Here is a 23,008-nt window from a genome sequence, read left to right as displayed (position 1 = left end):
CCGGCTCATGACAAAATCAGCTTTTCCAGCTGCTCCGGGTTCTCCGCGATGAAGTCGGCGCCCTCGTCCTCCAGCTCTTTCCGGGTGCGGAAGCCCCACAGCACACCGCAGCTGGTGAGATTCCCGTTGCGGGCGGTGCGGATGTCCACATTGCTGTCCCCTACAAAGAGGGTATTTCCCCGGGTGGCACCCATCTCCGCCATCAAGCGATGAAGCAGGGTTGGGTCAGGCTTGGTGGGGCAATCGGGCAGCGCCCCCTGGACATATGGGAACACGCCGGGATAGTAGTGCTCCACCACCGGACGTGCCAGAGCGTGGCCCTTGTTGGAAAGGACCGCCATGGACACGCCAGCCGCCTTCAAATGCTCCAGCAGCTGAGGGATTCCGGCGTAGGGAGCCGTCTTGTCCTCCTTGTGGGCGTCATAATAGGGGGTAAACTCCTGGTCCATGACGGACTTGGCGTACTCCAGATCACGGCACTTCTCCGGAAACAGCCGCTCCACCAGTTTCTGAATTCCATTGCCCACAAAGTACTTGTACTCCTCCACAGTGTGGGTAGGCCAGCCATGGAGCTTGCAGACATGGTTGCCCGCGTCCGCTAAGTCGTCAATGGTGTTGAGCAGCGTTCCGTCCAAATCAAAAATCACATACTGATACATAAAGGGTTCCTTCTTTACTCGTAAATGCCGATCTCCATACCGCCGATCTCAATCAAGGTATCCCGGGCAAACTCCGCCCGCTGAAGATAGGCTTTCACCGCCATCTGAGCATACTTGGGGTTAATCTTCTCGTCCTCCAGGTCCAAATCCAACCGTCCACCGGTTTCGTCCCCTTCCCCGCCGCATACGGCGCCGTGGTCGTCCAAAACCTCGTTGAGCTCGCCCACAATGTCGGCCAGCTCCTTGCCCTCGGGCAGAGAAGAATAGTGAATAAACAGATCCATGATATAAAACTCCTTTTCAAAACGGATCAGGACTGCTCTTTCAGACGCTCCGCCTGGTCTGCGGCCGCCAAAGCGTCAATAATTTCGTCCAAGTCCCCGTTCACAACGTTATCAATTTTATAGAGGGTCAGGCCGATCCGGTGGTCGGTCACCCGGCCCTGCGGGAAATTGTAGGTACGGATGCGCTCGTTGCGCATGCCGGTACCCACCTGGCTGCGGCGCTGCTGGGTATATTCGCTGGAAATTTTCTCCTGCTCTGCCTCATAGAGCCGGGAAGCCAGGATGCGCATGGCCTTGTCCCGGTTCTGGAACTGGCTGCGCTCCTGCTGACACTCCACCACAGTGCCTGTGGGCTTGTGGATGAGGCGCACGGCGGAGGAGGTCTTGTTTACATGCTGTCCACCCGCGCCGGAGGACCGAAAGACCTGCATCTCGATGTCGGCGGGATTCAATTGGACGTCCACCGCCTCCATCTCCGGCAGGACGGCCACCGTAGCGGTGGAGGTGTGAATCCGGCCTCCCGATTCCGTTTCTGGCACCCGCTGCACCCGGTGAACGCCGCTCTCATACTTGAGGCGGGACCAGGCACCGTCGCCTTCAATTGTAAAGGAAATTTCCTTTATCCCACCTAATTCTGTTTCGCTGACGGAGTCTACCTCCGTCTTCCAGCCCCGTGACTCGGCGTACATGGAGTACATGCGATAGAGGGAGTGGGCAAAGAGGGCTGCCTCCTCCCCGCCTACCCCGGCCCGAATCTCCAGAATGACATTTTTCCGGTCGTTGGGGTCCTTGGGCAGCAGGAGAATCTGCAGCTCGCGCTCCAGCCGCTCCATATCCTGACCGGCCTGGTGGTACTCCTCCTGGGCCAGTTCCTTCATCTCCGGGTCGCTGAGCAGCTGCTGGGCCTGGTCCCTGGCCTCCTTCACACGCTGATAGGTGCGGAAGGTCTCCACCAGGGGCTGCAGCTCCGTCTGTTCCTTGTTCAGCTTTGCCACCAGCTCCGGATCGTCATAGGTCTCCGGCACCGCCAGTCGGGCCTCGATCTGGCTGTATTTGGCCTCAATGGCGGCCAGCTTGTCCAGCATACAATTCCTCCTGCAACGAATTCAGCGGTCGAACACAAAGGACTTCACCAACGCCAGAGGCTCCCGAATGTACATCTTCAGCCGGGAGGGCAGGTGGCTGGTGGGTGCGGCCAGTGTCGAGATCTCTCCGAAGCCCGCACGCTCGGCCAGCATCCGGGCACGGGTCAGGTGGAAGCCATTGGACACCACTAGGACGTCGGTCTCATCCAGGTCGTAGCCCGCATCCTTCAGCACCTGAGCGCTGTTTCGAAGATTCTGAGAGGTGTTGTGGGATTGGTCCTCCAGAAGGATGCGATCCTCTTCCACGCCCTCCTCTATGAGATAGTCGGCCATGGCGCGGGCCTCGGTGGTGGGCTCATCAGGCCCCTGACCGCCGGAAACCACCACCGTCATATCTGGGTGATCGGACAGATAGTCTGCCGCTTCCTCCAGGCGGTCCCGCAACAGCTGGGACGGGCCGTCCGGTTTGACCTGACAGCCTAGCACCACCATGACCTGAGGTTCACCGGCAATGTGGTCATAGGCGCCGTAGATGACGGCGCCAAACAGGGCGGCAAAGCACAAGGCGCCTGCCGCAATCAACACAAGAATGGCTCGAATCCAGCGCTGATACCGTCTACCCTTATAGCTGGGCACCTCAATCTTCTGCCGGCTCATCCCCGCGCCTCCTCCAATTGGGCTGAGAGAGTCTCCCAGGTCCCGTAGAGTTTCAAAATTTCTTCCTCCAGGGCTTCCCGCTGTTCATAGAGTTCCTGCAGCTTCAGATAGTCCGAAGCAGCCTGCTCGATCTGCTGCTCCAGATCGTACATCTGCTCCTCCGCCTTGGCCACAGCACGCTCTGCGGCGGTCACCTCTTTTTCCAGGTTCTTGGTGCCGCCCGGGCGCTTGGGTTTCTCCTTTTTGGGCTCTTCCGCCTTAGGAGCGGCGGGCTGGGCAGCAAGCTGCTTCTGCCGCTGACGGGCGGAGAGGTATTCCTGATAGGTGCCCTTGAAATCGGTGATATGGCCGTCCTCCAGCATCCAGATGCGGGTGGCAAAGCGGTCAATAAAATAACGGTCATGGGAGACAAAGAGCAGGTTCCCCTCGTACTCCTCCACCGCCTCCTCAATCCACTCACGACTCTGGATGTCCAGATGGTTGGTAGGCTCGTCCAGAATGAGAAGGTTAATCTGTGCATCCATGAGCATACACAGGCGAAGCCGGGACTGCTCGCCGCCGGACAGGGCCGACACCGGCTTAAAAACGTCCTCCCCCCGGAATTTGAAGGAGGCCAGCCGGTTCCGGGCCGTCTGAGCCGTGCAGTCCAGGTCGTAAATCATGGTATCCACCAAGTTTCGCTCCGGGTGGGCAAAGTGGATGATCTGGGGCAGGTAACCGATTTTCACTGTGGGTCCCAGACGAAGCTTGCCCTGGTCCGGCTGCTCCTCCCCCATCAAAATTTTAATGAGGGTGGACTTTCCGGTGCCGTTGTCCCCCAAAAGGGCAATGCGCTCGCCCCCGGCCACTTCCAAGTTGACGTCGGAAAACAGGGTCCGTCCGGCAAAGCCCTTCTCCAGCCCCTTGATGGTGAGCACCTCGTCCCCACGGAACTCCCGCTCACCAAAACGGACTTCCATTTTCCGCTCCTTCCGGGGGCGGTCGGTGACCCGCATGCGCTCGATGCGCTTCTCCATAGACTGGGCACGTTTAAATACCTTATCATTGCCGGAGTAGGCCCAGATGCGCAGCTGCTGGGCCGCTTTCTCCAGCTGCTCGATTTTGGCCTGCTCCTTCTCGTACTGCTTCAGCTTTTCCTCGTACCGCCGCTCCTTTTCCACGGCGTAGAAGCTGTAGTTGCCCGAGTAGAACTCTGCCTTTCCATTCTGGATCTCGATGACCCGGTCCACCACTTTGTCCAGGAAGTAGCGGTCATGGGAGACGGTGAGGACAGTACCCTTAAATCTCTCCAGATATTCCTCCAGCCACTCGGTGGCCCGCAGGTCCAGGTGGTTGGTGGGCTCGTCCAGCAGCAGAATGTCCGTGTCCTCCAGAATGAGACGGCCCAGGTTGACCCGAGTCTTCTCCCCGCCGGAGAGTTTATCAAAGGGACGCCCGCGCATCTCAGCGGAGATGGAAAGGCCGTTGCAGACCTTATTCTTGTTGGTCTCCGTCTCGTAACCGCCCCCCGCCTGAAAGGCAGCGGTGAGCTTATCGTACCGAGCCATAAGAGCCGGGTTCTCCCCTGCCCCCATCTGCTCAGCCAAACGGCTCAGCTCCCGTTCCATCTCGTGGAGAGGGGCAAAGGCGGTGTCCAGTACGTCCTCCACCGTATAGCCGGCCGGATAGACGGGGATCTGGGAGATGAGGCCCAGACGCTTGCCCGGCGCCACCATAACCTCGCCCTCGTCGCAGTCCACTTCACCGGTGAGGATGCGCAGCAAGGTGGTCTTGCCGCAGCCATTGGGCCCCAGCAGGCCCACCCGCTCCCCGGTGTCCACCTGGAAGGTGAGGCCATCCAATATTCGATTGCCAACCTCAAATTCCTTGACCAGGTTGGAGACGGATAGATCGATCATAGCAACCTCATTTTCTATTACGTTGGTTCCGGCCGGAAGACGGGATTACTCCGCCTTGGTGAGCTCCATCAGGCAGGCGGTCAGCTCCTCCAGCTTCATACCCCGGGAGGCCTTGACCAGGATGGTGCAGTCCGGCTGCAGCACCTTGGGAAGAATGGTCCGGGCCGCCTCTTTGTCTTCACAGCGGTAGACCTCAGGCACGCCGGACTCTCGGGCTCCCCGGGCGATATAGTCGGACAGCTCGCCCACGGCCACCAGACAGTCAATCTTCTCCTTGCCCAGGCACTCGCCCACCTCATAGTGGAGCCCCGGGGCAAAGGGACCAAGTTCAAACATATCGCCCAGCACGGCAACCTTCCGCTGGCAATGGCTGTCAGCCAGCACACTGATGGCGGCCCGCATGGACTGGGGATTGGCGTTATAGGTGTCATCCAGAATGGTGATGCCCTCGGCCCGGCGGACAATGTTCATCCGCATCCGAGTGGGAACAAACTGATAGATACCCTGGGCAATCTCCTGGGCTGTAAGGCCAAACCGCTCCCCTACGGCCGCGGCAATGAGGGCGGGATAGATCATGTGCTCGCCCAGAGCCGGAATCTTGACGGTCTGGTCCATGTGGGGGGTAATGAGCCGGCAGTCCAGGTAGCTCACGCCGTCGCCGCCAATGACCTCCGCCCGATACTCCAGGCCTTCGCCCCGTCCGCAGAAGACAGCGGGCACCGGCGTCTTGCCCCGCAGGGTGGCCAGCAGCTCATCGTCGCCGTTGAGTACCACCAGTCCCCCATCCTTAATGTGGGGCAGCAGCTCACACTTGGCCTTGAAGATATTTTCCCGGCTGCCCAGCCGCTCAATGTGGGCGTCGCCGATGTTGGTGATGACACCCACGTCCGGCTTGACCGTTCCGGCCAGGTAGTCAATCTCGCCGAATCGGTCCATGCCCATTTCCAAAACGGCAATCTCATGGCTCTTTTCCAGACGAAGCAGGGTCAGGGGCAGGCCCACGTTGTTATTAAAGTTCCCCTCGGTCTTCAGAACCTTATACCGCACCCCCAGCACGGAGGCGATCATGTCCTTGGCCGTGGTCTTGCCCACGCTGCCGGTGACGGCCACAAAGGGAATGTCAAACCGGGCCTTATACCAGGCGGCCAGATCCCGCAGCGCCCGCTGGGTATTGGCCACCTTCACATAGAACTTATCCTCCCGGTAGCTCTTCCGCTCCCGGGCAGTGAGACAGCCCACAGCTCCGCCCTCCAGGGCTGAGTTAATGTAGGCGTGTCCGTCAAAACGCTCCCCGGTGAGGGGGATGAACAGAGCGCCGGGATGGATGGTCCGGCTGTCCGTATCCACCCGGACAATGGGGGCGTTCAAATCCCCAAAGGTTCCCAGCAGCTTGCCGTCCACTGCCTCCAGCAGTTGGCCCAGGGTGATGGTTTCCATCCCTTACTGTTCCTCCTTCCGAGCTTCCAGGGATTTCTGGATGATGGTCTCACACAGTGTCCCATAGTCAATGCCCACCACGGCTGCCTCCTGGGGCACCAGGCTGGTGGGAGTCATGCCGGGCAGAGTGTTGATCTCCAAAAAGTAGGGAGTTCCGTCCTCAGTGACAATGAAGTCGGCCCGGGCATAGACAGAGAGGCCCACAATCCGGAACACCTCCAGCGCGGCCTCGCCCAGGCGCTTCTCCCACTCCGCCGGAATCTCGGCGGGACAGACTTCCAGAGCGGCTCCGGGCTGATACTTGTTCTCGTAATCATAAAAGCCCTCTTTGGGAATAATCTCGATGGAGGGCAGGGCCTTTCCATCCAGGAGGGCCACCTGAATTTCCCGCCCCTGGATATACTGCTCCAGAACGGTACGGCCACCCAAGGCAATGCTTCCTTCCAGCGCCTTGTGAAGCTCCGGGCGGGTATGGGCGATGTAAACGCCAATGGAGGAGCCGCTGTCAATGGGCTTTACCACCACGGGGAGCTCGGTCTTCTCCACCAGTTCTTCCAGGTTCTCCTCACTGACCCGGACCACCTGCCAACGGGGAGTTGTCACCTTGTCGGCCACCAGGCGCTTGGTCAAGTCCTTGTCCATGGCAATGGCGGAGGCCAGGCAGCCCGACCCGGTATAGGGCACGCCAAGGAGATCCAGAGCAGCCTGGATCCGTCCGTCCTCTCCGCAGGCGCCATGGAGGGCCAGATATACGATATCCGCTCCGGCGCACAGCTCCAGAACCCCAGGGCCAATGGCGGAAGGACTCTGGTCCTTACGGCTGGCACGCACCTGCTTCAAATCCGGAGCCTGGGGAGACACCTTCTTGAAGGATTCGGGGACAGGCTGGTCATAGAGATCCTCCGGCGCACCGGTCATTCCCTCCAGTCCAAAAAACAAATCCACCAGAGCCACCTGATGTCCGCGATCCCGCAGCGCCTGACACACCATGGCGCCAGAGGAAAGAGAGACGTTTCGTTCCGGACTCAGACCGCCGGCCAGTACCACTATCTTCATATTGACACACCTCATTATCGGCATATGGGCATACTTACCACATTTTATACACTAATAGGTCATTTTAGCACAGGCTGCTGAAATACACAAGCACGCCCCCGGATTTTTTCCTGCTTTCCCCGGTTTTTTCGGCAAAAAGCGCTCCCCGAGCTTATTCGGGGAGCGCCAGATGGTTTCCTTACAAAACCATGGATTACTTGGTGCCAAAAATACGGTCGCCCGCGTCGCCCAGGCCGGGCACAATGTAGGCGTGCTCGTTGAGCTTCTCATCCACGGCAGCCACATAGATGTCCACGTCGGGATGATCCTTCTGGATGCAGGCAATGCCCTCGGGGGCGGCAATGACGTTCATCAGCTTGATGTGCTTGCAGCCGTAGCCCTTCAGGAAGGTGATGGCCGCAGAGGCAGAGCCACCGGTGGCCAGCATGGGATCCAGAATGATGACGTCCCGCTCAGCAATGTCGTTGGGCATCTTGCAGTAATACTCCACGGGGGCGTGGGTTTCAGGGTCGCGGTAGAGGCCGATGTGACCAACCTTGGCAGAGGGAATCAGATTCAGGATGCCGTCCACCATGCCCAGGCCGGCACGGAGGATGGGGACAATGGCCAACTTCTTTCCGGCCAGCTGCTTGAAGGTACCCACCGCAACGGGGGTCTTAATCTCCACGTCTTCCACGGGCAGGTCGCGGGTGGCCTCATAGCACTCCAGAGCGGCGATCTCGGAGACGATCTCGCGGAATTCCTTTACGCCGGTGCGCTCGTCCCGCAGGATGGACAGCTTATGCTGCAGCAGAGGGTGGTCCAAAACGTGTACTTTCTCGTTAAACATGCGCATGCTCCCCTTTTTGATTCATTGGTGATTGGGATTCCCGCTCCAGCCGCTCCCGTTCCGCCTGGGACAGCCGGTGGTAGACCGGAACCAGTTCTCCGCCCTTGACCAGGGCGCCCTCTTCCGCCAGCCGCAGTGCGGTCCGGGCGACACCCCAGGCGCTCTGCATGCGCAGAGGCTGCGGCGCCAGCTTCAAGTCGAGGCCCTGTTCCATCAAGGCATTATAACACAGTTTGGCCCCGTCTCCAACGACTATTTTGGAATTTTTATATTTTTTGACTTCTTCCGCCAATTCGCCCAGGGAAATGGCCCGGTCGGGACTCAGCCGTTCCAGGCCCTCGCCCGTAGCCAGAAAGAGGGCATTATAGACCTGATTGCGCCGGGCATCCATGGCGCAAATAATAAGGCTCCCCTCCAGATGGGCCAGTGGCCAGGCCATGGACTCCAAGGTCGAACAGGGCGCACAGTCCTTGTTCCCCTTCCAGGCCAGCCCCTTGGCTGTGGCCACACCGATGCGCAGGCCGGTAAAGGAACCGGGGCCCGCCGCCACCGCGATGACGTCCACGTCGTCCAGCTTGGTTCCACTGTTTACCAGCATGCTCTCCACCATGGGCAGAAGGGTGCGGCTGTGGGTCAGGCCGCTGTTGGAATATACTTGTGCCGCCAGCTCCCCGTCCCTGCACAAGGCAGCGGAACAGGCGGTGGCGGATGATTCCAGTGCCAAAATCAACATGATTCCATCGTCCTCTTCTTCTCAGTCTTCCGGGAGCGCCGGGGCATGTTCCAGGGTAATCAACCGCTGGTTCTCCGTCTCTCCCCTGCGGATATCCACCCGGATGGCATCCGCTTCCAGGGCATCCGCCACATTTTCGCTCCACTCCACGGCGCATACTCCGCCCCGGGCCAGATAATCTTCCCAGCCGATGTCAAACAGCTCCTCCGAGGAGCCCAGGCGGTACATGTCAAAGTGAAACAGGGGCAGCCGTCCCCCCTCATACTCATTGACAATGGTAAAGGTGGGACTGGTCACCCGGTCGGGAATGTCCAACCCCCGGGCAAGGCCACGGGTAAAGGCGGTCTTCCCCGCCCCCAGATCTCCGGTAAAGGCCACCACCGACCCAGGCGCGAGGCAGGCACCCAGCTTTCGGCCCAGCTCCTCCGTCTCTTCCGGGCTGTTGGTTCTGTATTCCATAAAACTGCTCCTTGTTTACAGAAAATTTTCACGCTCATCGAGAATTATACCACACCCAAGGTTTACCTTTCCAGCAAAAAGTGATAAAATATGGTCCAGTTCTTTTTACCCAGGAGGTGGCATTTTGTCCACGCTGTTCTCTCCCCTGCGGGAGTTTTTCCGGAAAGGCGATTTACTGCTGCTGTCCCTGTGCCTGCTGGCCAGCGGCTTCGGCTTAGTTCTTATTTTTTCCGCCACCCAATATATGAAAGGCAGTTCCAGCGGGCCTATGCGCTATATGGCCATCCAGTTTCTGGCCATTATATTGGGTGTGATTGCCTATATTCTCCTCACCTTTGTGGATTTCCAGCTTTTTACCGAAAAGAACTGGAAATACCTGTTGGCTTTCAACGTCTTCTTCATCCTTCTGCTGCTCACCCCCCTGGGCACGGACCATGACATGGGCAACCTGAACTGGCTGGATATTCCCGGCTTTCCAGTGGACATTCAGCCCAACGAAATTGTCAAGCTGCCCTTTGTTCTTCTGTTGGCTCTGCAAATATCAAAGCTCCAAGAGCAGGGGCATGACATCAGTTCCATCCCATCGATCCTCCAGATTGGCGGACACACGGTGTTTATGCTGGGCCTCATTGCCGCGGTCTGCGGCGACATGGGCATGTGTGTCACCTACATGTTCATGTTCGCCTTTATCGCTTGGTCGGCCGGCGTGAAGGTGCGGTGGTTTGTGCTGGTGGGCGGTATCATTACTCTGACCGTTGTCATCCTCTGGCTTTTCGTTCTACCGGAAACCAAGTGGTGGACAGACTACCGAATCATGCGGTTTCGTGTGGTGTTTGACCATGATCTGGATCCCCAGGGCCGTGGCTTCCAGCAGCTGCGCTCCATTCTGGCCATCGGATCCGGCCGTCTTTTTGGGCAGGGATATATGAACGGGACCCAGACCCAAGCTCTCAACAGCGATGCCCTTCCCGCCCGGCACACCGACTTCATCTTCGCCGTCTGCGGCGAGGAGTTTGGCATGGTGGGTTGTATCCTCCTTTTGCTCATTTTGGGCAGCATTGTACTGCGGTGCATCTGGGTCAGCTGGCACGCCAGCTCCCCCTTCTCCGCCTATGTCGCCATGGGAATGGGCGGCATGTTCCTGGTTCAGATTTTCCTCAATGTGGGCATGTGCCTGTATGTGCTCCCGGTTATGGGTTTAACCCTCCCCTTTATCAGCTACGGCGGCTCCTCCATTGTCACCCTTTTTGCCGCTATGGGAATTGTCTCCAGCATTAAAGCAAAGGCCTTGCCAAGCTGGCTGAGAGACCGTCAAGCGTAACTCCTTGTCACCTTTGTAAAGAGCCATCCCGATGGGGATGGCTCCTTTTTCTTCCCTGTCCAGGCATTCATTTCGCTTCCAGGGACCAAACAAGTTGCTTGTCAAATGCTTGGACGGGAAAAAACATAGGCCGCCCCCTTCCCCTGCGGCGGTATCTGAGCGCATCCTCTCTTCTGCACAATTCCTTGTAAGCAATCAAAAAAGAGCCGTCCCAGTGGGACGGCTCTTTTGAGCAAAGTGGTTTACTCGTTGGCAGGCACGTGGATGATGCCCACAGGGCACTCCTTGACACAGATCTGACAGCCAACACACTTCTCCTGGTCGATGTGGGCCAGGTTGTTCTCCACGGTGATGGCTTCCTTGGGACAGGCCTTGGCGCACTTCATGCAGCCGATACAGCCGGCGGTGCAGGCCTTCCGGGTGTCACCGCCCTTGTCCTTGTTCTGGCAGAGAACCACAGGCTTGCGCTTGTGCTCGGGCACGATGGAGATAACCGAGTTGGGACAGGCGGCCGCACAGGCGCCGCAGCCCACACACTTCTCCCGGTCCACCTTGGCGATGCCGTTCACGATGTGGATGGCATCAAAGGCACAGGCACGGGTACAGTCGCCGTAGCCCAGGCAGCCGTACTTGCACATGCCGTCGCCGCCGTACAGGCCCTTGACGGCCAGGCAGCTCTGGATGCCCTCAAACTCATAGCGTTTGGAGGTCTTCTCACAGGTGCCGGAACAGGCCACAACGGCCTTCATGGGCACGGTGGCTTCTGCCTGCACACCCATGATCTCCGCAATGGCAGCCACCGTCTTGGCGCCGCCGGGAGTGCACTTGTTGATGGCGTTGCCATCCTCCACGATGGTCTTGGCGTAGTCGGCACAGCCCGCGCAGCCACAGGCGCCGCAGTTGGCGCCGGCCAGCACGCCGGTGATCTTCTCGACGCGCTCATCCACGGGAACGTACATAAAGATGGAGGCGGCCACCAGAATAATTGCACCGATCAGGCCGATCACCGTGACCAGCACGATTGCCATGATAATCAGAGTATTACTATCCATACCTAAACTCTCCCCCTCCTATCAAGCGCCGAAAATGGACTCGATGATACCGCCGAAGCCCATGAAGGACAGGGAGGTCACAGCGGCAGCCACCAGAGTGATGGGCAGACCCTTGAAGCACTCGGGGGTGATGGCCTGCTCCACCTTGCGGCGCACGCCGGAGAACAGCACCATGGCCACCAGGAAGCCCAGGCCGGCGCCGGCAGCACAGACGATGCTCTCAATGAAGTTGTAGCCGTTGTCAATGTTCAGCACGGTCACGCCCAGGATGGTGCAGTTGGTGGTGATCAGAGGCAGATACACACCAAGAGCCTTATAAAGGGCGGGGATGAACTTCTTCAAGATGTTCTCCAGCAGCTGCACCAGAATGGCGATGATGAGGATGAACACGATGGTCTGCAGATAGCCCATATCCCACTTCAGCTCACCGGCGGCATTCACCGGAGTGAGCAGGAAGGTCTGGATGGGCCAGGTGGCGGCGGTAGCCAGCACCATAACGAAGGTAACGGCCAGGGACATGCCTACGGCGCTGTCCAGCTTCTTGGACACACCCAGGAAGGGGCAGATGCCCAGGAACTTAACCAGAACATAGTTGTCCACCAGGATCATGGTGAAGAAAATGCTGGCAAGATGCATTGCACTGCTCATTACGCATTCCCTCCTTCCGCAGCCTCAGCAGGAGCGGAGGCCTTCTCCTTCTTGGGGCGGGTGGTCAGCCAGGTAGCGGCCGCCATCATCACACCGAAGACAAAGAAGCCGCCGGGGGCGCTGGTCATGATGGTGAAGGGGTCAATGGACTCAGGCAGAACCTGAATGGCAAAGCCCTCGGGCAGGAAGGGGAACAAACCGTCCAGGCCGGACATCCAGGTGCCGGAGCCCAGAATCTCACGGATGGTGCCCATAATGGTCAGGGTGATGGTAAAGCCGATGCCCATGCCGATGCCGTCCAGAGCGGAGTCGATGACGCCGTTCTTGGAGGCAAACATCTCGGCGCGGCCCAGAATGATGCAGTTGACCACAATCAGGGGCAGGTACACGCCCAGAGCGGAGTCCAGAGCGGGGACAAAGGCCTTGACCAGCATCTGCACCACGGACACGAAGCCGGCGATGACGGTGATGTAGCAGGGAATGCGGACCTGGTCGGGAATGACCTTCCGCAGGGCGGAAATCACGATGTTGGAGCACAGCAGCACGAAGGTGGCGGCCAGGCCCATGCCGATGCCGTTGGAGGCCATGGAGGTGACAGCCAGGGTGGGACAGGTGCCCAAAACGAGCCGCAGTACCGGGTTTTCATTCAAGATACCGTTAGTCAGTATCTTAAGCTTACTGGGTTTATTACTCATCTTATACACCTGCCTTTCAAGGAATCGCGTTGTAGGCTTCGATGGCAGCATTCACCGCGTTGATCAAAGCCGTGCTGGAGACGGTGGCGGAGGTCACGGCATCCACGTCCTGGTTCAAAACCAGAGCGTCGCTGGTGTCCAGGCCAACGTAGTTCTCCCAGTAGGAGGGAGTACCGGCAACCTTGCTGCCGATGCCCTTGGTCTCAGCCTGCTCGGTGACCTTGATCTGCTTGATGGTACCGTCGGGATTGATGGCGGTCATCACCACCACATCGCCGCCGTAGCCCTTGGCGGTGCTGGTGATCACCACGCCCACGTCGTTGGTGGACTTATAGATGGCAGAGACGTTGTCCACGCTGACACCGGTGACCTCCTCAAAGCCCTCGGCTTCGGGCAGCAGCTCGGTACGGGACTTCTCTTCAGCCAGGCGGGTGGCCTCCTCAATGATGGGGGCGGTAACCTGGTTGGTGGCAGCCAGGGCGCCGGTCACCACGATGCAGATAATGACCAGAACCACAATGGGCTTAAAAATCTTGTTCCAGTTGCTCATTTCGCGGCACCCTCCTTGCTCTTTTTTACCTTGGCGATGCCCAGCTTGTCCTGACGGGTGTTAACCTCGATGTAAGGCACGACCAGGTTCATCAGCAGGATGGCGAAGGAAACGCCCTCGTTCATGGTGCCCAGGAAGCGGATGGCACAGGTGATGACGCCCAGGCCGATACCGAAGACGATCTTACCCTTGCGGGTGGTGGGAGAGGTGACGTAGTCCGTGGCCATAAAGAAGGCGCCCAGCATCAGGCCGCCGGAGAGCAGCTGATAGATGGGATCCTTGCCAGCAATGAGGCTGAGCACAGCCACAGTGGCCAGGTAAGTAACGGGAATGGTGGGGCTGATAACCTTGGTCCAGATAAGGTAGAGACCGCCGATGATCAGGGTAATGGCACAGGTCTCGCCCAGCACGCCGCCGTGAGTGCCCAGCAGCAGAGTGACATAGCTGACACCGTCAGAGTTGGCCAGAGGAGTGGCGGAGGAGACGGCGTCCGCGGGAAAACCGTAGGCAGACATACGGCCGGCAAAGCCCATGGCCATAGCGATACGGCCCACGATGGCGGGGTTAGCAAAGTTGTAGCCCAGACCGCCGAAGAGCTGCTTGACCACCACGATGGCGATGAAGGCGCCCACGATGGGCATCCAGTACGGCAGCGTGGAGGGCAGGTTAAAGGCCAGCAGCATGCCGGTAACCACGGCGGAGAAATCGCCGATGGCCACCTCACGACCCATCAGCTTGCAGTAGGCCCACTCAAAGAAGACGCAGGCCGCCACCGTGATGGCAGTGAGGATCAGGGAATTGATACCGAAGATAATGACGGAAGCAATCAGGGTAGGAACCAGGGCCAGGCACACCCGCTGCATGATCTTCTGGGTGCTGTCGGGGCTGGTAATATGGGGCGCGGCAGTAACGATCAGCTTGTTGGCCATTACTTCTTACCTCCATTCTTCATCATGATCTTTGCCAGGGCGATGGAGGGGGCCAGCGGCCGCTTGGCGGGGCAGACAAAGGAGCAGGTGCCGCAGCTCATGCACAGATCGGCGTTGAGCTCCTGCAGCAGCTCCACATTGCCAGCGTTATAGGCCTGAACAATCTCCTTGGCGGACAGGCCCAGGGGGCAGGCGTTGGTGCAGCGCCCGCAGTGGATGCAGTTGGTCACCTTGGGAACATGGGCCCACTTCTTGGAGAAGGCCAGCACCGCGTTGTTGTTCTTCAGCACGGGCTGAGACAGGTCAGCCAGACAGTTGCCCATCATGGGGCCGCCGTAGAGCACCTTGCCGGGCTCGTCCGTGAGACCGCCGCAGAAATCCAGCAGCTCCTGAACAGGAGTGCCGATGATGACCTCCACATTCTTGGGCTCCTTGACAATGTCGCCGTCCACGGTCAGGCGCTTGGTGACCAGAGGCATACCGGTCTCCAGATACTTGCCCACAAAAGCCACGGAGGTAACGTTCATCACAATGACGCCCACATCGGAGGGAAGCCCGGGGAAGGGAACCTCACGGCCGGTGCAGTTTTCAATCAGAACTTTCTCAGCGCCCTGGGGATAGCGGCAGGGCAAGGTCTTGACCTCGATGTCAGATGTGTCGATGGCATCCTTCATCTTGGCAATGGCCTGAGGCTTGTTGCCCTCGATGCCGATGATGCAGTGGGCAATGTTCAGGTACTTCATAACCGCCTTGATGCCGCTGAGAATAAAGTGGGTATCCTCCAGCAGGCAGCGGTTATCGGATGTAATGTAGGGCTCACACTCAGCGCCGTTGATGACGAGGGTATCAATCTCATCCAGATTCTTGGGCGCCAGCTTGACGGCGGTGGGGAATCCGGCGCCGCCCAGACCCACCAGACCGCTGGCACGCACCGCGTCCTGGAAGGACTTCAGGTCTGTGACCTGGGGAGGAGCAATGGCGGGATCCACCTTCTGCTCCCCATCGGGAATAATGACCACCGCAGTCTGAACCGCGCCGTTGGGCGCAGTAATGGTGGTGATCCCCTCCACCACACCGGACACGCCGGAGTGAATGTCAGAGGAGACAAAGCCGCCGGACTTTCCGACGACCGTGCCTACGTACACCTGGTCGCCCTTCGCCACAGCAGGCGACGCCGGTGCACCGATGTGCTGAGACATGGACAGCACAATCTTTGACGGCAGCGGCATCACTACCGTCTCAAGGTCTGAAGTCCGCTTTTCGTGCGGAACCCCAGCGCCCTGAGCAGAACGCTTGAGAAATTTACTCATTCAGATTTCGACCTCCCTATACTGCTATCGCTGGAACAGCAGGTACCTCCCTGCCCTGCCCCGCACCATGTCCCTCTCCCCTTCCGGGAGCGGGGCCCATTGTGCGCGGCCCTTCCCCAGGCGGAACGCACCCAGACGCCTGCGATACACAGGCGCACGACAAAACCCGCCGGATTTAAACTTTTTTTCAAAGTTTGAACCCGTCGGTCTTGCTTGCGTCGTTTATCATACACCTATCCTGTCAAAATTGCAAGATTCTTTTCCCAAGCCCAGCAATCTCCTCCCCTATGGGAACGCAAAAAATATGCGGGGCGTGAATCTCTTCACGCCCCGCGCAGAAACGTATTTGCCTCAGCAGCAGCCGTTGTTGCAGCCGCAGTTATTGCCGCAGCCGTTGTTGTTCCAACTGCTGCCGCCGCCACAGCAGCAGCAGAGAATGATGATCAGAATGATGATCCACAGACAGCCGCTGCCGCCAAAACCGTTATTGCAGCACCCCATAGTGAGTACCTCCTGTTTTATGAAAGTTTTAAGAGGGCTGTTTGCCCTTCTCATCCCTATCATATGCACAGGCAGGAAATGGGTTCTGGTTTAAGCGATAAATTTTTCTGTAAAGACCCGCAGCATTGCAGCCACTTCCGCCCGGGTCGCGCTGTTCTGGGGGCTGAGGGTCAGCGAGCTGGAGGAAGTGCTGCCGACAATTCCCTCTGCCACAGCCCAGGCAAAGGAATCCTTGGCCCAGGCGCTGGTCTTGGACAGGTCCTGATAGCCGGACAGATCTGCCCGGGCATCCGCGCTCTGTCCCAGATAGTTGCGCACAAAGCTGTGCAGCAGAACCACGATCTGCTCCCGGGTCACCTTCAGCTCAGGTCCAAAGGTATTGGGGCCTGTTCCGGCGGTAATTCCCTGATCTGCTCCCCACTTTACGTAGCCGGCATACCACGCCGAATCAGAGACGTCGCTGAAGTCGGCTTCCGCTGCCAGAAGCTCATCCTCCGGCGAGCCGGCCAGGCGGTAGAGCACCGTCATCAGCATGGCACGGTCCATGGGCTCGTAAGGGCCGAAGTGGGTGGCATCCACGCCGGAGAAGAACCCATGCTCATAGGCATAGCAGACCTGGGTGTAGAACCAGTCCTGGGTGCTCACATCATAGAACGGAATGGAGGAGCCGCCTCCGGCAGTGTAGGTGTAGCTGCCCTGGACCCCCATCTGGGCTGCGCCGGAGCTGAACGACACCGTCGCCTTGGTGTCCTCCCCCACCAGATAGCGGTGTCCCGCGGTCAGACGGCTGCCGGAGGAGACTTCTTTGCCCTCCGTCACATCAATGACCGCCCCGTTATGGGTAACCGTGGCGCTTCCCGCAAAGAAGAAACAGCCGGATCCGGTGGTCAGCTCCAGCTTGTCTCCCCCCTTCCAGTCCCGGGGCTGGAGGGATGCGCTGTAGCTTCCGGAGCCGGTGCCGGAGCTCTGGCCCAGATACCCCTGCTGCAGGGCGTCCAGCGTGCTTTTGGCCTCGTCATAGGTCTCCTGCAGCTTCTCATTGGCGGCAGCAGTCCCCTGCTCCACCGCGCTGGGAATAAAGGTGTTTTTCAAATAGCTCAGGGAAATCAGGCTGTCCCCGGAGTTCAGCGCATAGGCCCCACAGGCCAGCAAAACCAGAACGCCTGCCGTCACCGCAAGGCGGAGCATTGTCTTTTTCATGTGTTCTCCCTTCCGCCGTCGTCCTTTGCATCCAGCTCCCGCTGGGTGATCATGTAGTTTAGGGCCAGGAGGCTATCGGAAAAGTGGACGGACTCCACCACAACCTTCTCCGGATTGAAGTTGATTTCGTAATTGGTAAAGTTCCAGATTCCGGGCACCCCGGCCGCAGTCAGCCGGTCCCCCATCTCTTGAGCTGCCGAAATGGGCACGGTTAAGAGGCCCACGCTCACCGGATTCTTGGCCAGAAAATCTTCTAGGTCCCGGGCGTGGTAGACCGGCACGCCTGCAATTTGCGTGCCCACCACCTGCTCGTTGACATCAAAGGCCGCCAGAAGATGGAAGCCATTGCTGGAAAAACGGAAGTTCTCAATAATGGCCCGGCCCAGGTTGCCGGTGCCCAGCACCACCACGGTATGCCCCCGGTTGATGCCTAAAATTTCTCCAATCTCCTCTTTCAGCGTATCCACCTTATAGCCGTAGCCCTGCTGGCCGAAGCCGCCGAAGCAAAACAGATCCTGGCGGATCTGGGATGCGGTCAGGCCCATGGACTTGCCCAGGGCACTGGAAGAAATCCGCACCACCCCCGTCTCCTGCAGCTCAGACAAGTGCCGGTAGTAACGCGGCAGACGCCGAATGACAGCCGTTGATACTTTGGAATTTCGTTTCATCGTCGTTGCTCCCTAACCGTTCGGAGGTTGGGCATACCGCTGCAGTCTGCAGTCCAATACTGCCCTCATTTTACTATACAGTTTACTCGATCTCGCCCCCCCTGTCAAATTCTTTTCCTTTCCAGTCAACGGTGCGTTGATTGCAATCCCGCCGCTGTTTTGGCATAATGTCCCTTGGGAGGGATCCTCATGAATCAAAATCAAATCGGACACCTGATCCGAAGGCTGCGGATGGAGCAGACTTTGACCCAGCGCCAGCTGGCCCATATCCTGGGCGTCACAGACCGAGCAGTATCCAAATGGGAGCGCGGCTTGGGCTGCCCCGACGTATCCCTTCTGCCTGACCTTGCCCGGGCGCTGGGCGTTCCCGTGGAGCAGCTGCTGGCGGGAACGCTGGAGGAGCAGGATCCAAATGGAGGTAACATGCGAAATCTCAGCTTTTACGTCTGTCCCCAGTGCGGAAACCTCATCACTGCCACGGGGACTCCCGTCCTCTCCTGCTGCGGGAGAACCCTTCTTCCCCTCTCCTGGCAGACGCCGGATGAGGCGCACCGGCTGACGGTGGAACCGGTGGAAGATGAGTGGTTCCTTACTTCACAGCACCCCATGGATAAGGAACATCACCTCTCCTTTGCCGCCCTGGTCACCGGGGAACAGGTCACCATCCATAAGCGCTGGCCGGAGTGGGACTTTCAGCTTCGTCTTCCCCGACGCGGCCATGGGCTGCTGTACTGGTACTGCACACGCCACGGACTGTTTCGCCAGCTTCTCTGATTTTCTTTTGGAAAAAGGCCGGAGCCTCAATGGGCTCCGGCCTTTTTCCATCGTCGACTCTGTACCAAATTTCAGGGCAACAAAAAGCCGCCCCCAAAGGGGCGGCTTTGTTCGGGCTTAGCCCGATATCAGGCATAGAACTTATGGTTGCCGATGACGGCCACACACTCCTTGTTGCGGGAGGCCCAGCTGTTGGAGCTGGAATCGAAGTAAAGGGCATCCTTTACCTCAGACACCACACCGCCGTCCAGCACCAGCTTGGCAGCGATCACGCTGGAGGCATTGGGGGTACGGTTGGCCAGTCGGCCGGACTGATAGGTGGAGAACTGGTTCTTCTGAGCCAGTACGCCCTCCACGGTGTTGGGATAGATGGGGCTCTCCACCCGGTTCATCACCACGATTCCCACAGCCATCTGTCCCTCCAGCGGCTGATTGCCGCTCTCGGCGTAGATGATGCGGGCCAGCCAGAACAGGTCGTTCTGGTCATAGTAGGAATCACCGGACTGAATGGCTCCGCTCCCCCGGGTCACAGTTACAATCCCGGTGGAGCTCTCCCAACCCGGCTTTGCGCCAAAGGCTTCGGTAACGGCCCACAGGGGAACCACAACCTTGCCATTGACCATCTGCACCCCTTCGGGCAAATACAGATAACGGCCGTTGGCCTCCAGATACAGCTGGCCCACTTTGGCAGTCAGGCTCAGCTTGGAGGTGGTAACGGTGAGTACCTGGGACTCAGCGTTCCAGTTGACCGCGGCGGTCTCGTCCAGACACAGGGCCATGTTGGCCAGGGCCACATAGGTTACCCCGTCTTTCTGGGTCATTTCCACTTCTGCAGGAGCAGCGATTCCGTCCACCAGAAGTCTGCTCTCCGTGCTTTCCGCCAGCTCAATGGGACTGGCGGCGGCAGCGGCGGGAATTGCCTGACTGCTCACCTTATAGACGGACTGATTTTCAGTCTCAAGCGCCCCATTGATCTCGGCGGCGCTCTCCTCCTCTGCCAAGACAGTCACCGGCTGCTGAGGAGCTGTGCCGGCACCCATCAGGAGGAGTAAGGCAAAGGCACACAGCAGCGTGGAAAACAGCTTGCGTATCATTGTCTACACTCCTATGATGAAATTTTTGTCATAATTATGACAACCAAAAGCAACTGGCTGTTACTTTTGTTACCACATTGTAACCAATTCATCCGGCAGAATCAAGGGTAAAACTGCACAGACCTCTTATACGATTCTTGTGTATTTTGTTTGATTTGCGAAAGATTTTTCCCATTTTTCCGCTTTTTGAGGTTTTTTCGACTCAATTTGAAGTCAATTCCCTCGGTTCTCCCTTTACAGTTCTTTCCAGATTTTTTCCGCCATCCTCCAAGAGAGAAACAAAAAAATAGGCCGTATCCGCAAATCATTCTGCGGATACAGGCCTATTTGTTTCCTCTATTTTTCAGTTGCCAAAAGACACAGAACCGCCCACGTCAGATCCCCCGGTTGAGCGTTTTGCGAAGGCGGATTTTTCCCTCCAGCGCTTGGTCGATGAGGCCCAGGAATTTCTCCCGGTCCTCCGGCAGCCCGCCCTTCAGGGGCAGGTAGTTGGAGGCGTGATTGCTTGTAAAGTGCAGCGGGTTTACATCCAGATATTCAATGAGCAGCCGGCATTCCTCCAGCACCTGGTCGGGGGTGCAGACCTCGAACCGCCCGGCCAGCACGTCATCCCCCAGGGGCGTCCCCTTGGCAGGGGCGAAGGTCATGGCAGACAGGTGCCGGGGCCGCATCTCGTTGATCATCTTGGCGGTGGAGAGGATGTGCTCCTCCCAGTCTCCCCCCTGCCCAGTCATGCCCAGGATCACAGTCACCCACAGGTCAATGCCCGCCGCCACCAGGTTCTGCCCCGCCTGGAGCATCTGCTGGGTGGTGCAGCCCTTGTGGATGAAGTCCAGCACCGCCTGGCTGCCGCTCTCCACGCCCAGATAGGCCCGGGACAGGCCCGCCTGGTGGAGCTCCTTCAGCTCATCCAGGGACTTGGTCAGGGTGCTCCGTGGCCCAGCGTAGAGGGTCACCTTCTCCAGCTTGGGGAAGGTGGCATAGAGCTTATGGAGAATCTTCAGCAAATCCTCCGTCTTCATGATGATGGCGTCCCCATCCATGAGGAACACCCGTTCCACCCTGGGGCCATAGTAGTCCAGGGCCATGTCGATGTCCTCCAGAATGTCCTCCACCGGGCGGATGCGGAATTTTTTCTCCTTGTACATCCCGCAGAAGGTACACTTATTGTGGGAGCAGCCGATGGTACACTGGAGCAGATAGCTCCTCCACTCTCCCGGGGGACGATATAACAAATCGCTGTCGTAACGCATTCCTTTTCCGTCCTTTCCTTACACCTGGATCTCCTGTCCCTCCCGGAACACCTTGCGGATATTTTTTTCCGCCTTGCTCCGGGGGAGCATCACCTCGTGACCGCAGCCCTGGCAGCGCAGCTTAAAATCCATGCCCACCCGCAGAACCAGCCAGTCCTGGCTGCCGCAGGGGTGGGGCTTTTTCATCTTTAATACATCGTTTACGTGGATATCCATAGCGGCCTCCAAATCCGGTGTTTCTTCGAATCCTATGGCTTCCATTATAAATTCCCCCCAAGGGAATGTCAACGCGAAGGGAGGCGGCCCAAAAGCCGCCTCCCGCTTTTCCGTATTTTTCTTATGGAATGGGAATTTCCACGTCTCCGATGCGCAGCGTCGCAGCCACCTCCAAGTCCACCGGGACAGGCCACTGGTAGGAGACAAACATGTCATCGCCATCCTCCATTCCCGTGCCGAAGCCTCCGCCGTCCCGGATTTCCGTTCCGTCCTCCAGAATCAGCGTCACACGGAGCTCATCCATCGCCGCCCGGGAGGGGCCGTACTGGAACCGCACCCCCGTATTGGTCACCTGGAGGTTGGTCACTGCCACCGAAACGATAAACTCTCTGCTCTGGTCCATCACTTCAATGGTGGTGTCCGGCAGAGAGACCGGGGCGGGGATCTGGCTGCGGTCCAGGGTAAAGGCAAAGCTCCAGGTCCCCTGGGTCAGCAGTTTTTCATGGCTCCCACCGCTCTCCACCAGATCGGTGAGGGTCAGGGTGACCTCCAGAGGGCTGGTATCCGCCTGGAACCCCTGGGAGGAGGCATAACCCATATCCATCAGCATCAGCGCTGCGCCGTCTCCGTCCAGCCCTTGATACTGGAATCCGTAGCCGCCCAGGCCATCATCCGCCTCTGTGGGGTCGGGAGAAAACTCCATGGTCATATCCTCGAAGCGGTATCCCCATCGTTTGGAGAAGTCCCCCCCTTCCACCCGAAGGAGAAGGAAAAAGTTGTCGTCCCCAACCGTGGCCGAATCTACGGTTACGGTCACTCCGTCCACGGTCTGGCTAAGGTTTATCTCCTGGGTCAGATGGTCAATCATGGCGGCCTGGCCCTCGCTCATCGCCTGGTGGTTTACCGCCTGCCAGTAGTGGGCAAACCAGCTCTGGATGCTCTGGCCGTACACCGTGCCCACCACGGCGCAGCCCAGCAGGAACAACAGCAGCACCGCCGCAGCCGCCACTGTGGACAGCCGCCGCACAAAGTGAGGCGGTTTTGTCTTTTCTTCGCCCATCCTCATAATCTGTTCTTTCAGCCGGGCCGGAGCCTCTACCCCGGCAAATGCCCGCTCATATACCTTATATTCATCCACGTCCGTTCACCTCCGTCAACTGTTTTTTCAGAAGTTCCCGTCCCCGGGCCAGCTGGGTCTGCACGGTGGAGGGACGGCGGCTCAGCAGCTCGCCAATCTCGCCCACCTGGTACCCCTCATAATAATAAAGGTACAGGGGCAGCCGGTACTTTCCCGGCAGGCTCAGTACCGCCTCCAGCAGCTCCTGTCCCTCCCGGTCCTCCCCGGGCAGGACGGCGGCCAGCTCCTCCAGTGTCACGGTGTGCCGCCGCCAGGGGGCAGTGAGCAGCCGTTTGGATTCATTCACCGCCACCCGGATGAGCCACCGTTTGGCATGCTCCTCGCTCTGAAACCCCTCCTTCTGCCGCAGCAGCCGCAGCATAGTGTTCTGGGTCACATCGTCTGCATCCGCCGGGCTGCCCACGCAGTTGAGGGCCACCCGGTAGACCAGATTCAGGTATCGCTCCGCCAGAGCGGAAAACTCCCGGTTTGTCAGCATAGCTTCACTTCCTTTGAAAGGCCTTTCACCCTCTATACCCGGCAGGCGAGCAGAATATCTCACCAGACCAGACATTTTTTTGCA

The 23,008-nt window shown here is 58.6% G+C and carries 26 protein-coding genes; 2 read left to right on the top strand and 24 right to left on the bottom strand.

What is annotated here, in order from left to right; all coding sequences use genetic code 11:
• Positions 1-5 precede the first annotated feature (5 nt).
• The 10 genes from DWX58_RS08355 to tsaE form a co-directional block, all read right to left on the bottom strand.
• Complete coding sequence (locus DWX58_RS08355) at positions 6-659, bottom strand: HAD family hydrolase (RefSeq protein WP_118642831.1); 654 nt, start codon at positions 657-659, stop codon at positions 6-8.
• Between the two features lie 14 nt (positions 660-673).
• Positions 674-943 (bottom strand): hypothetical protein, encoded by a 270-nt coding sequence (locus tag DWX58_RS08350; protein ID WP_118642829.1) that lies wholly within the window; start codon positions 941-943, stop codon positions 674-676.
• A 26-nt stretch (positions 944-969) separates the two neighbouring features.
• On the bottom strand, positions 970-2,028 hold the full coding sequence (gene prfA, locus DWX58_RS08345; RefSeq protein WP_118642827.1) for a peptide chain release factor 1: 1,059 nt from the start codon (positions 2,026-2,028) through the stop codon (positions 970-972).
• Positions 2,029-2,049: 21 nt separating this feature from the next.
• Positions 2,050-2,685 (bottom strand): YdcF family protein, encoded by a 636-nt coding sequence (locus DWX58_RS08340; protein WP_118642825.1) that lies wholly within the window; start codon positions 2,683-2,685, stop codon positions 2,050-2,052.
• Entirely contained in the window at positions 2,682-4,583 is a 1,902-nt protein-coding gene (locus DWX58_RS08335; RefSeq protein WP_118642823.1) for an ABC-F family ATP-binding cassette domain-containing protein, read from the bottom strand. Before DWX58_RS08335 ends, DWX58_RS08340 begins: the two co-directional genes overlap by 4 nt.
• A 45-nt stretch (positions 4,584-4,628) precedes the next feature.
• Positions 4,629-6,020: a UDP-N-acetylmuramoyl-tripeptide--D-alanyl-D-alanine ligase gene (gene murF / locus DWX58_RS08330; RefSeq protein WP_118642821.1), complete on the bottom strand. Its 1,392-nt coding sequence runs from the start codon at positions 6,018-6,020 to the stop codon at positions 4,629-4,631.
• A gap of 3 nt (positions 6,021-6,023) precedes the next feature.
• A complete protein-coding gene (locus tag DWX58_RS08325) occupies positions 6,024-7,076 on the bottom strand; it encodes a D-alanine--D-alanine ligase (RefSeq protein ID WP_118642819.1) in 1,053 nt (350 codons plus the stop codon).
• Between the two features lie 193 nt (positions 7,077-7,269).
• Positions 7,270-7,905: a uracil phosphoribosyltransferase gene (gene upp, locus DWX58_RS08320; RefSeq protein WP_118642817.1), complete on the bottom strand. Its 636-nt coding sequence runs from the start codon at positions 7,903-7,905 to the stop codon at positions 7,270-7,272.
• Positions 7,898-8,638 (bottom strand): tRNA (adenosine(37)-N6)-threonylcarbamoyltransferase complex dimerization subunit type 1 TsaB, encoded by a 741-nt coding sequence (gene tsaB / locus DWX58_RS08315; protein WP_118642815.1) that lies wholly within the window; start codon positions 8,636-8,638, stop codon positions 7,898-7,900. The genes upp and tsaB overlap by 8 nt, the downstream gene beginning before the upstream one ends.
• A 21-nt stretch (positions 8,639-8,659) precedes the next feature.
• Positions 8,660-9,097 (bottom strand): tRNA (adenosine(37)-N6)-threonylcarbamoyltransferase complex ATPase subunit type 1 TsaE, encoded by a 438-nt coding sequence (tsaE, locus tag DWX58_RS08310; protein WP_118642813.1) that lies wholly within the window; start codon positions 9,095-9,097, stop codon positions 8,660-8,662.
• 124 nt (positions 9,098-9,221) lie between these two features.
• Between tsaE and DWX58_RS08305 the strand changes: the two genes are divergently transcribed.
• Positions 9,222-10,418, top strand: a complete 1,197-nt coding sequence (locus DWX58_RS08305; protein ID WP_118642811.1) for an FtsW/RodA/SpoVE family cell cycle protein — start codon at positions 9,222-9,224, stop codon at positions 10,416-10,418.
• 242 nt (positions 10,419-10,660) lie between these two features.
• Here DWX58_RS08305 and DWX58_RS08300 read toward each other — a convergent pair whose 3' ends face one another.
• The 9 genes from DWX58_RS08300 to DWX58_RS08265 form a co-directional block, all read right to left on the bottom strand.
• Complete coding sequence (locus DWX58_RS08300; RefSeq protein WP_118642809.1) at positions 10,661-11,470, bottom strand: RnfABCDGE type electron transport complex subunit B; 810 nt, start codon at positions 11,468-11,470, stop codon at positions 10,661-10,663.
• A 21-nt stretch (positions 11,471-11,491) separates the two neighbouring features.
• Positions 11,492-12,118, bottom strand: coding sequence for an RnfABCDGE type electron transport complex subunit A (locus DWX58_RS08295; protein ID WP_243093362.1), 627 nt, complete (start codon positions 12,116-12,118; stop codon positions 11,492-11,494).
• A complete protein-coding gene (locus tag DWX58_RS08290) occupies positions 12,118-12,813 on the bottom strand; it encodes an electron transport complex subunit E (RefSeq protein WP_118642807.1) in 696 nt (231 codons plus the stop codon). Before DWX58_RS08290 ends, DWX58_RS08295 begins: the two co-directional genes overlap by 1 nt.
• Before the next feature lie 16 nt (positions 12,814-12,829).
• Entirely contained in the window at positions 12,830-13,363 is a 534-nt protein-coding gene (locus tag DWX58_RS08285) for an FMN-binding protein (RefSeq protein ID WP_118642805.1), read from the bottom strand.
• The gene (locus tag DWX58_RS08280) at positions 13,360-14,292 is read right to left on the bottom strand and encodes an RnfABCDGE type electron transport complex subunit D (RefSeq protein WP_118642803.1); all 933 of its coding nucleotides are present in this window, start codon (positions 14,290-14,292) and stop codon (positions 13,360-13,362) included. Before DWX58_RS08280 ends, DWX58_RS08285 begins: the two co-directional genes overlap by 4 nt.
• Entirely contained in the window at positions 14,292-15,602 is a 1,311-nt protein-coding gene (gene rsxC / locus DWX58_RS08275; protein WP_118642801.1) for an electron transport complex subunit RsxC, read from the bottom strand. The genes DWX58_RS08280 and rsxC overlap by 1 nt, the downstream gene beginning before the upstream one ends.
• A 351-nt stretch (positions 15,603-15,953) precedes the next feature.
• Positions 15,954-16,103 carry a hypothetical protein gene (locus tag DWX58_RS15380; protein ID WP_199648737.1) on the bottom strand — a complete coding sequence of 50 codons (150 nt, stop codon included), beginning with the start codon at positions 16,101-16,103 and terminating at the stop codon, positions 15,954-15,956.
• A gap of 90 nt (positions 16,104-16,193) precedes the next feature.
• Positions 16,194-17,303, bottom strand: coding sequence for an S-layer homology domain-containing protein (locus DWX58_RS08270; RefSeq protein ID WP_118642799.1), 1,110 nt, complete (start codon positions 17,301-17,303; stop codon positions 16,194-16,196).
• Entirely contained in the window at positions 17,300-17,971 is a 672-nt protein-coding gene (locus tag DWX58_RS08265) for a redox-sensing transcriptional repressor Rex (RefSeq protein WP_118642797.1), read from the bottom strand. The genes DWX58_RS08270 and DWX58_RS08265 overlap by 4 nt, the downstream gene beginning before the upstream one ends.
• Before the next feature lie 189 nt (positions 17,972-18,160).
• On the opposite strand from DWX58_RS08265, the gene DWX58_RS08260 reads away from it, so the two are divergent.
• Complete coding sequence (locus DWX58_RS08260) at positions 18,161-18,745, top strand: helix-turn-helix domain-containing protein (RefSeq protein WP_118642795.1); 585 nt, start codon at positions 18,161-18,163, stop codon at positions 18,743-18,745.
• Between the two features lie 128 nt (positions 18,746-18,873).
• Here the strand turns inward: DWX58_RS08260 and DWX58_RS08255 are convergent, their stop codons facing one another.
• The 5 genes from DWX58_RS08255 to DWX58_RS08235 form a co-directional block, all read right to left on the bottom strand.
• The gene (locus DWX58_RS08255; protein WP_118642793.1) at positions 18,874-19,839 is read right to left on the bottom strand and encodes a cell wall hydrolase; all 966 of its coding nucleotides are present in this window, start codon (positions 19,837-19,839) and stop codon (positions 18,874-18,876) included.
• A 374-nt stretch (positions 19,840-20,213) separates the two neighbouring features.
• Positions 20,214-21,092, bottom strand: a complete 879-nt coding sequence (locus DWX58_RS08250; RefSeq protein ID WP_118642791.1) for a radical SAM protein — start codon at positions 21,090-21,092, stop codon at positions 20,214-20,216.
• Positions 21,093-21,110: 18 nt separating this feature from the next.
• Positions 21,111-21,308, bottom strand: a complete 198-nt coding sequence (locus DWX58_RS08245; protein ID WP_118642789.1) for a DUF951 domain-containing protein — start codon at positions 21,306-21,308, stop codon at positions 21,111-21,113.
• Between the two features lie 121 nt (positions 21,309-21,429).
• Entirely contained in the window at positions 21,430-22,446 is a 1,017-nt protein-coding gene (locus tag DWX58_RS08240) for a DUF4179 domain-containing protein (protein WP_118642787.1), read from the bottom strand.
• Complete coding sequence (locus DWX58_RS08235; protein ID WP_243093360.1) at positions 22,439-22,924, bottom strand: sigma-70 family RNA polymerase sigma factor; 486 nt, start codon at positions 22,922-22,924, stop codon at positions 22,439-22,441. The genes DWX58_RS08240 and DWX58_RS08235 overlap by 8 nt, the downstream gene beginning before the upstream one ends.
• Positions 22,925-23,008: the final 84 nt, after the last annotated feature.

The organism is Pseudoflavonifractor sp. AF19-9AC (genome assembly GCF_003478995.1).
Taxonomy (GTDB): domain Bacteria; phylum Bacillota; class Clostridia; order Oscillospirales; family Oscillospiraceae; genus Lawsonibacter.
The sequence above is the reverse complement of the archived record's forward strand: the minus strand, read 5'-3'. Positions and strand labels throughout refer to the sequence as shown.

Bases quoted from the DNA above. Each gene is read 5' to 3' on its own strand.
- DWX58_RS15380 (WP_199648737.1), bottom strand. From the start codon at position 16,103: ATGGGGTGCTGCAATAACGGTTTTGGCGGCAGCGGCTGTCTGTGGATC.
- DWX58_RS08270 (WP_118642799.1), bottom strand. From the start codon at position 17,303: ATGAAAAAGACAATGCTCCGCCTTGCGGTGACGGCAGGCGTTCTGGTT.
- DWX58_RS08250 (WP_118642791.1), bottom strand. From the start codon at position 21,092: ATGCGTTACGACAGCGATTTGTTATATCGTCCCCCGGGAGAGTGGAGG.
- DWX58_RS08260 (WP_118642795.1), top strand. From the start codon at position 18,161: ATGAATCAAAATCAAATCGGACACCTGATCCGAAGGCTGCGGATGGAG.
- DWX58_RS08355 (WP_118642831.1), bottom strand. From the start codon at position 659: ATGTATCAGTATGTGATTTTTGATTTGGACGGAACGCTGCTCAACACC.
- DWX58_RS08335 (WP_118642823.1), bottom strand. From the start codon at position 4,583: ATGATCGATCTATCCGTCTCCAACCTGGTCAAGGAATTTGAGGTTGGC.
- DWX58_RS08265 (WP_118642797.1), bottom strand. From the start codon at position 17,971: ATGAAACGAAATTCCAAAGTATCAACGGCTGTCATTCGGCGTCTGCCG.
- prfA (WP_118642827.1), bottom strand. From the start codon at position 2,028: ATGCTGGACAAGCTGGCCGCCATTGAGGCCAAATACAGCCAGATCGAG.
- DWX58_RS08255 (WP_118642793.1), bottom strand. From the start codon at position 19,839: ATGATACGCAAGCTGTTTTCCACGCTGCTGTGTGCCTTTGCCTTACTC.
- upp (WP_118642817.1), bottom strand. From the start codon at position 7,905: ATGTTTAACGAGAAAGTACACGTTTTGGACCACCCTCTGCTGCAGCAT.
- DWX58_RS08290 (WP_118642807.1), bottom strand. From the start codon at position 12,813: ATGAGTAATAAACCCAGTAAGCTTAAGATACTGACTAACGGTATCTTG.
- DWX58_RS08300 (WP_118642809.1), bottom strand. From the start codon at position 11,470: ATGGATAGTAATACTCTGATTATCATGGCAATCGTGCTGGTCACGGTG.
- DWX58_RS08350 (WP_118642829.1), bottom strand. From the start codon at position 943: ATGGATCTGTTTATTCACTATTCTTCTCTGCCCGAGGGCAAGGAGCTG.
- tsaE (WP_118642813.1), bottom strand. From the start codon at position 9,097: ATGGAATACAGAACCAACAGCCCGGAAGAGACGGAGGAGCTGGGCCGA.
- DWX58_RS08325 (WP_118642819.1), bottom strand. From the start codon at position 7,076: ATGAAGATAGTGGTACTGGCCGGCGGTCTGAGTCCGGAACGAAACGTC.
- murF (WP_118642821.1), bottom strand. From the start codon at position 6,020: ATGGAAACCATCACCCTGGGCCAACTGCTGGAGGCAGTGGACGGCAAG.
- DWX58_RS08245 (WP_118642789.1), bottom strand. From the start codon at position 21,308: ATGGATATCCACGTAAACGATGTATTAAAGATGAAAAAGCCCCACCCC.
- tsaB (WP_118642815.1), bottom strand. From the start codon at position 8,638: ATGTTGATTTTGGCACTGGAATCATCCGCCACCGCCTGTTCCGCTGCC.
- DWX58_RS08340 (WP_118642825.1), bottom strand. From the start codon at position 2,685: ATGAGCCGGCAGAAGATTGAGGTGCCCAGCTATAAGGGTAGACGGTAT.
- DWX58_RS08235 (WP_243093360.1), bottom strand. From the start codon at position 22,924: ATGCTGACAAACCGGGAGTTTTCCGCTCTGGCGGAGCGATACCTGAAT.
- DWX58_RS08295 (WP_243093362.1), bottom strand. From the start codon at position 12,118: ATGAGCAGTGCAATGCATCTTGCCAGCATTTTCTTCACCATGATCCTG.
- rsxC (WP_118642801.1), bottom strand. From the start codon at position 15,602: ATGAGTAAATTTCTCAAGCGTTCTGCTCAGGGCGCTGGGGTTCCGCAC.
- DWX58_RS08280 (WP_118642803.1), bottom strand. From the start codon at position 14,292: ATGGCCAACAAGCTGATCGTTACTGCCGCGCCCCATATTACCAGCCCC.
- DWX58_RS08285 (WP_118642805.1), bottom strand. From the start codon at position 13,363: ATGAGCAACTGGAACAAGATTTTTAAGCCCATTGTGGTTCTGGTCATT.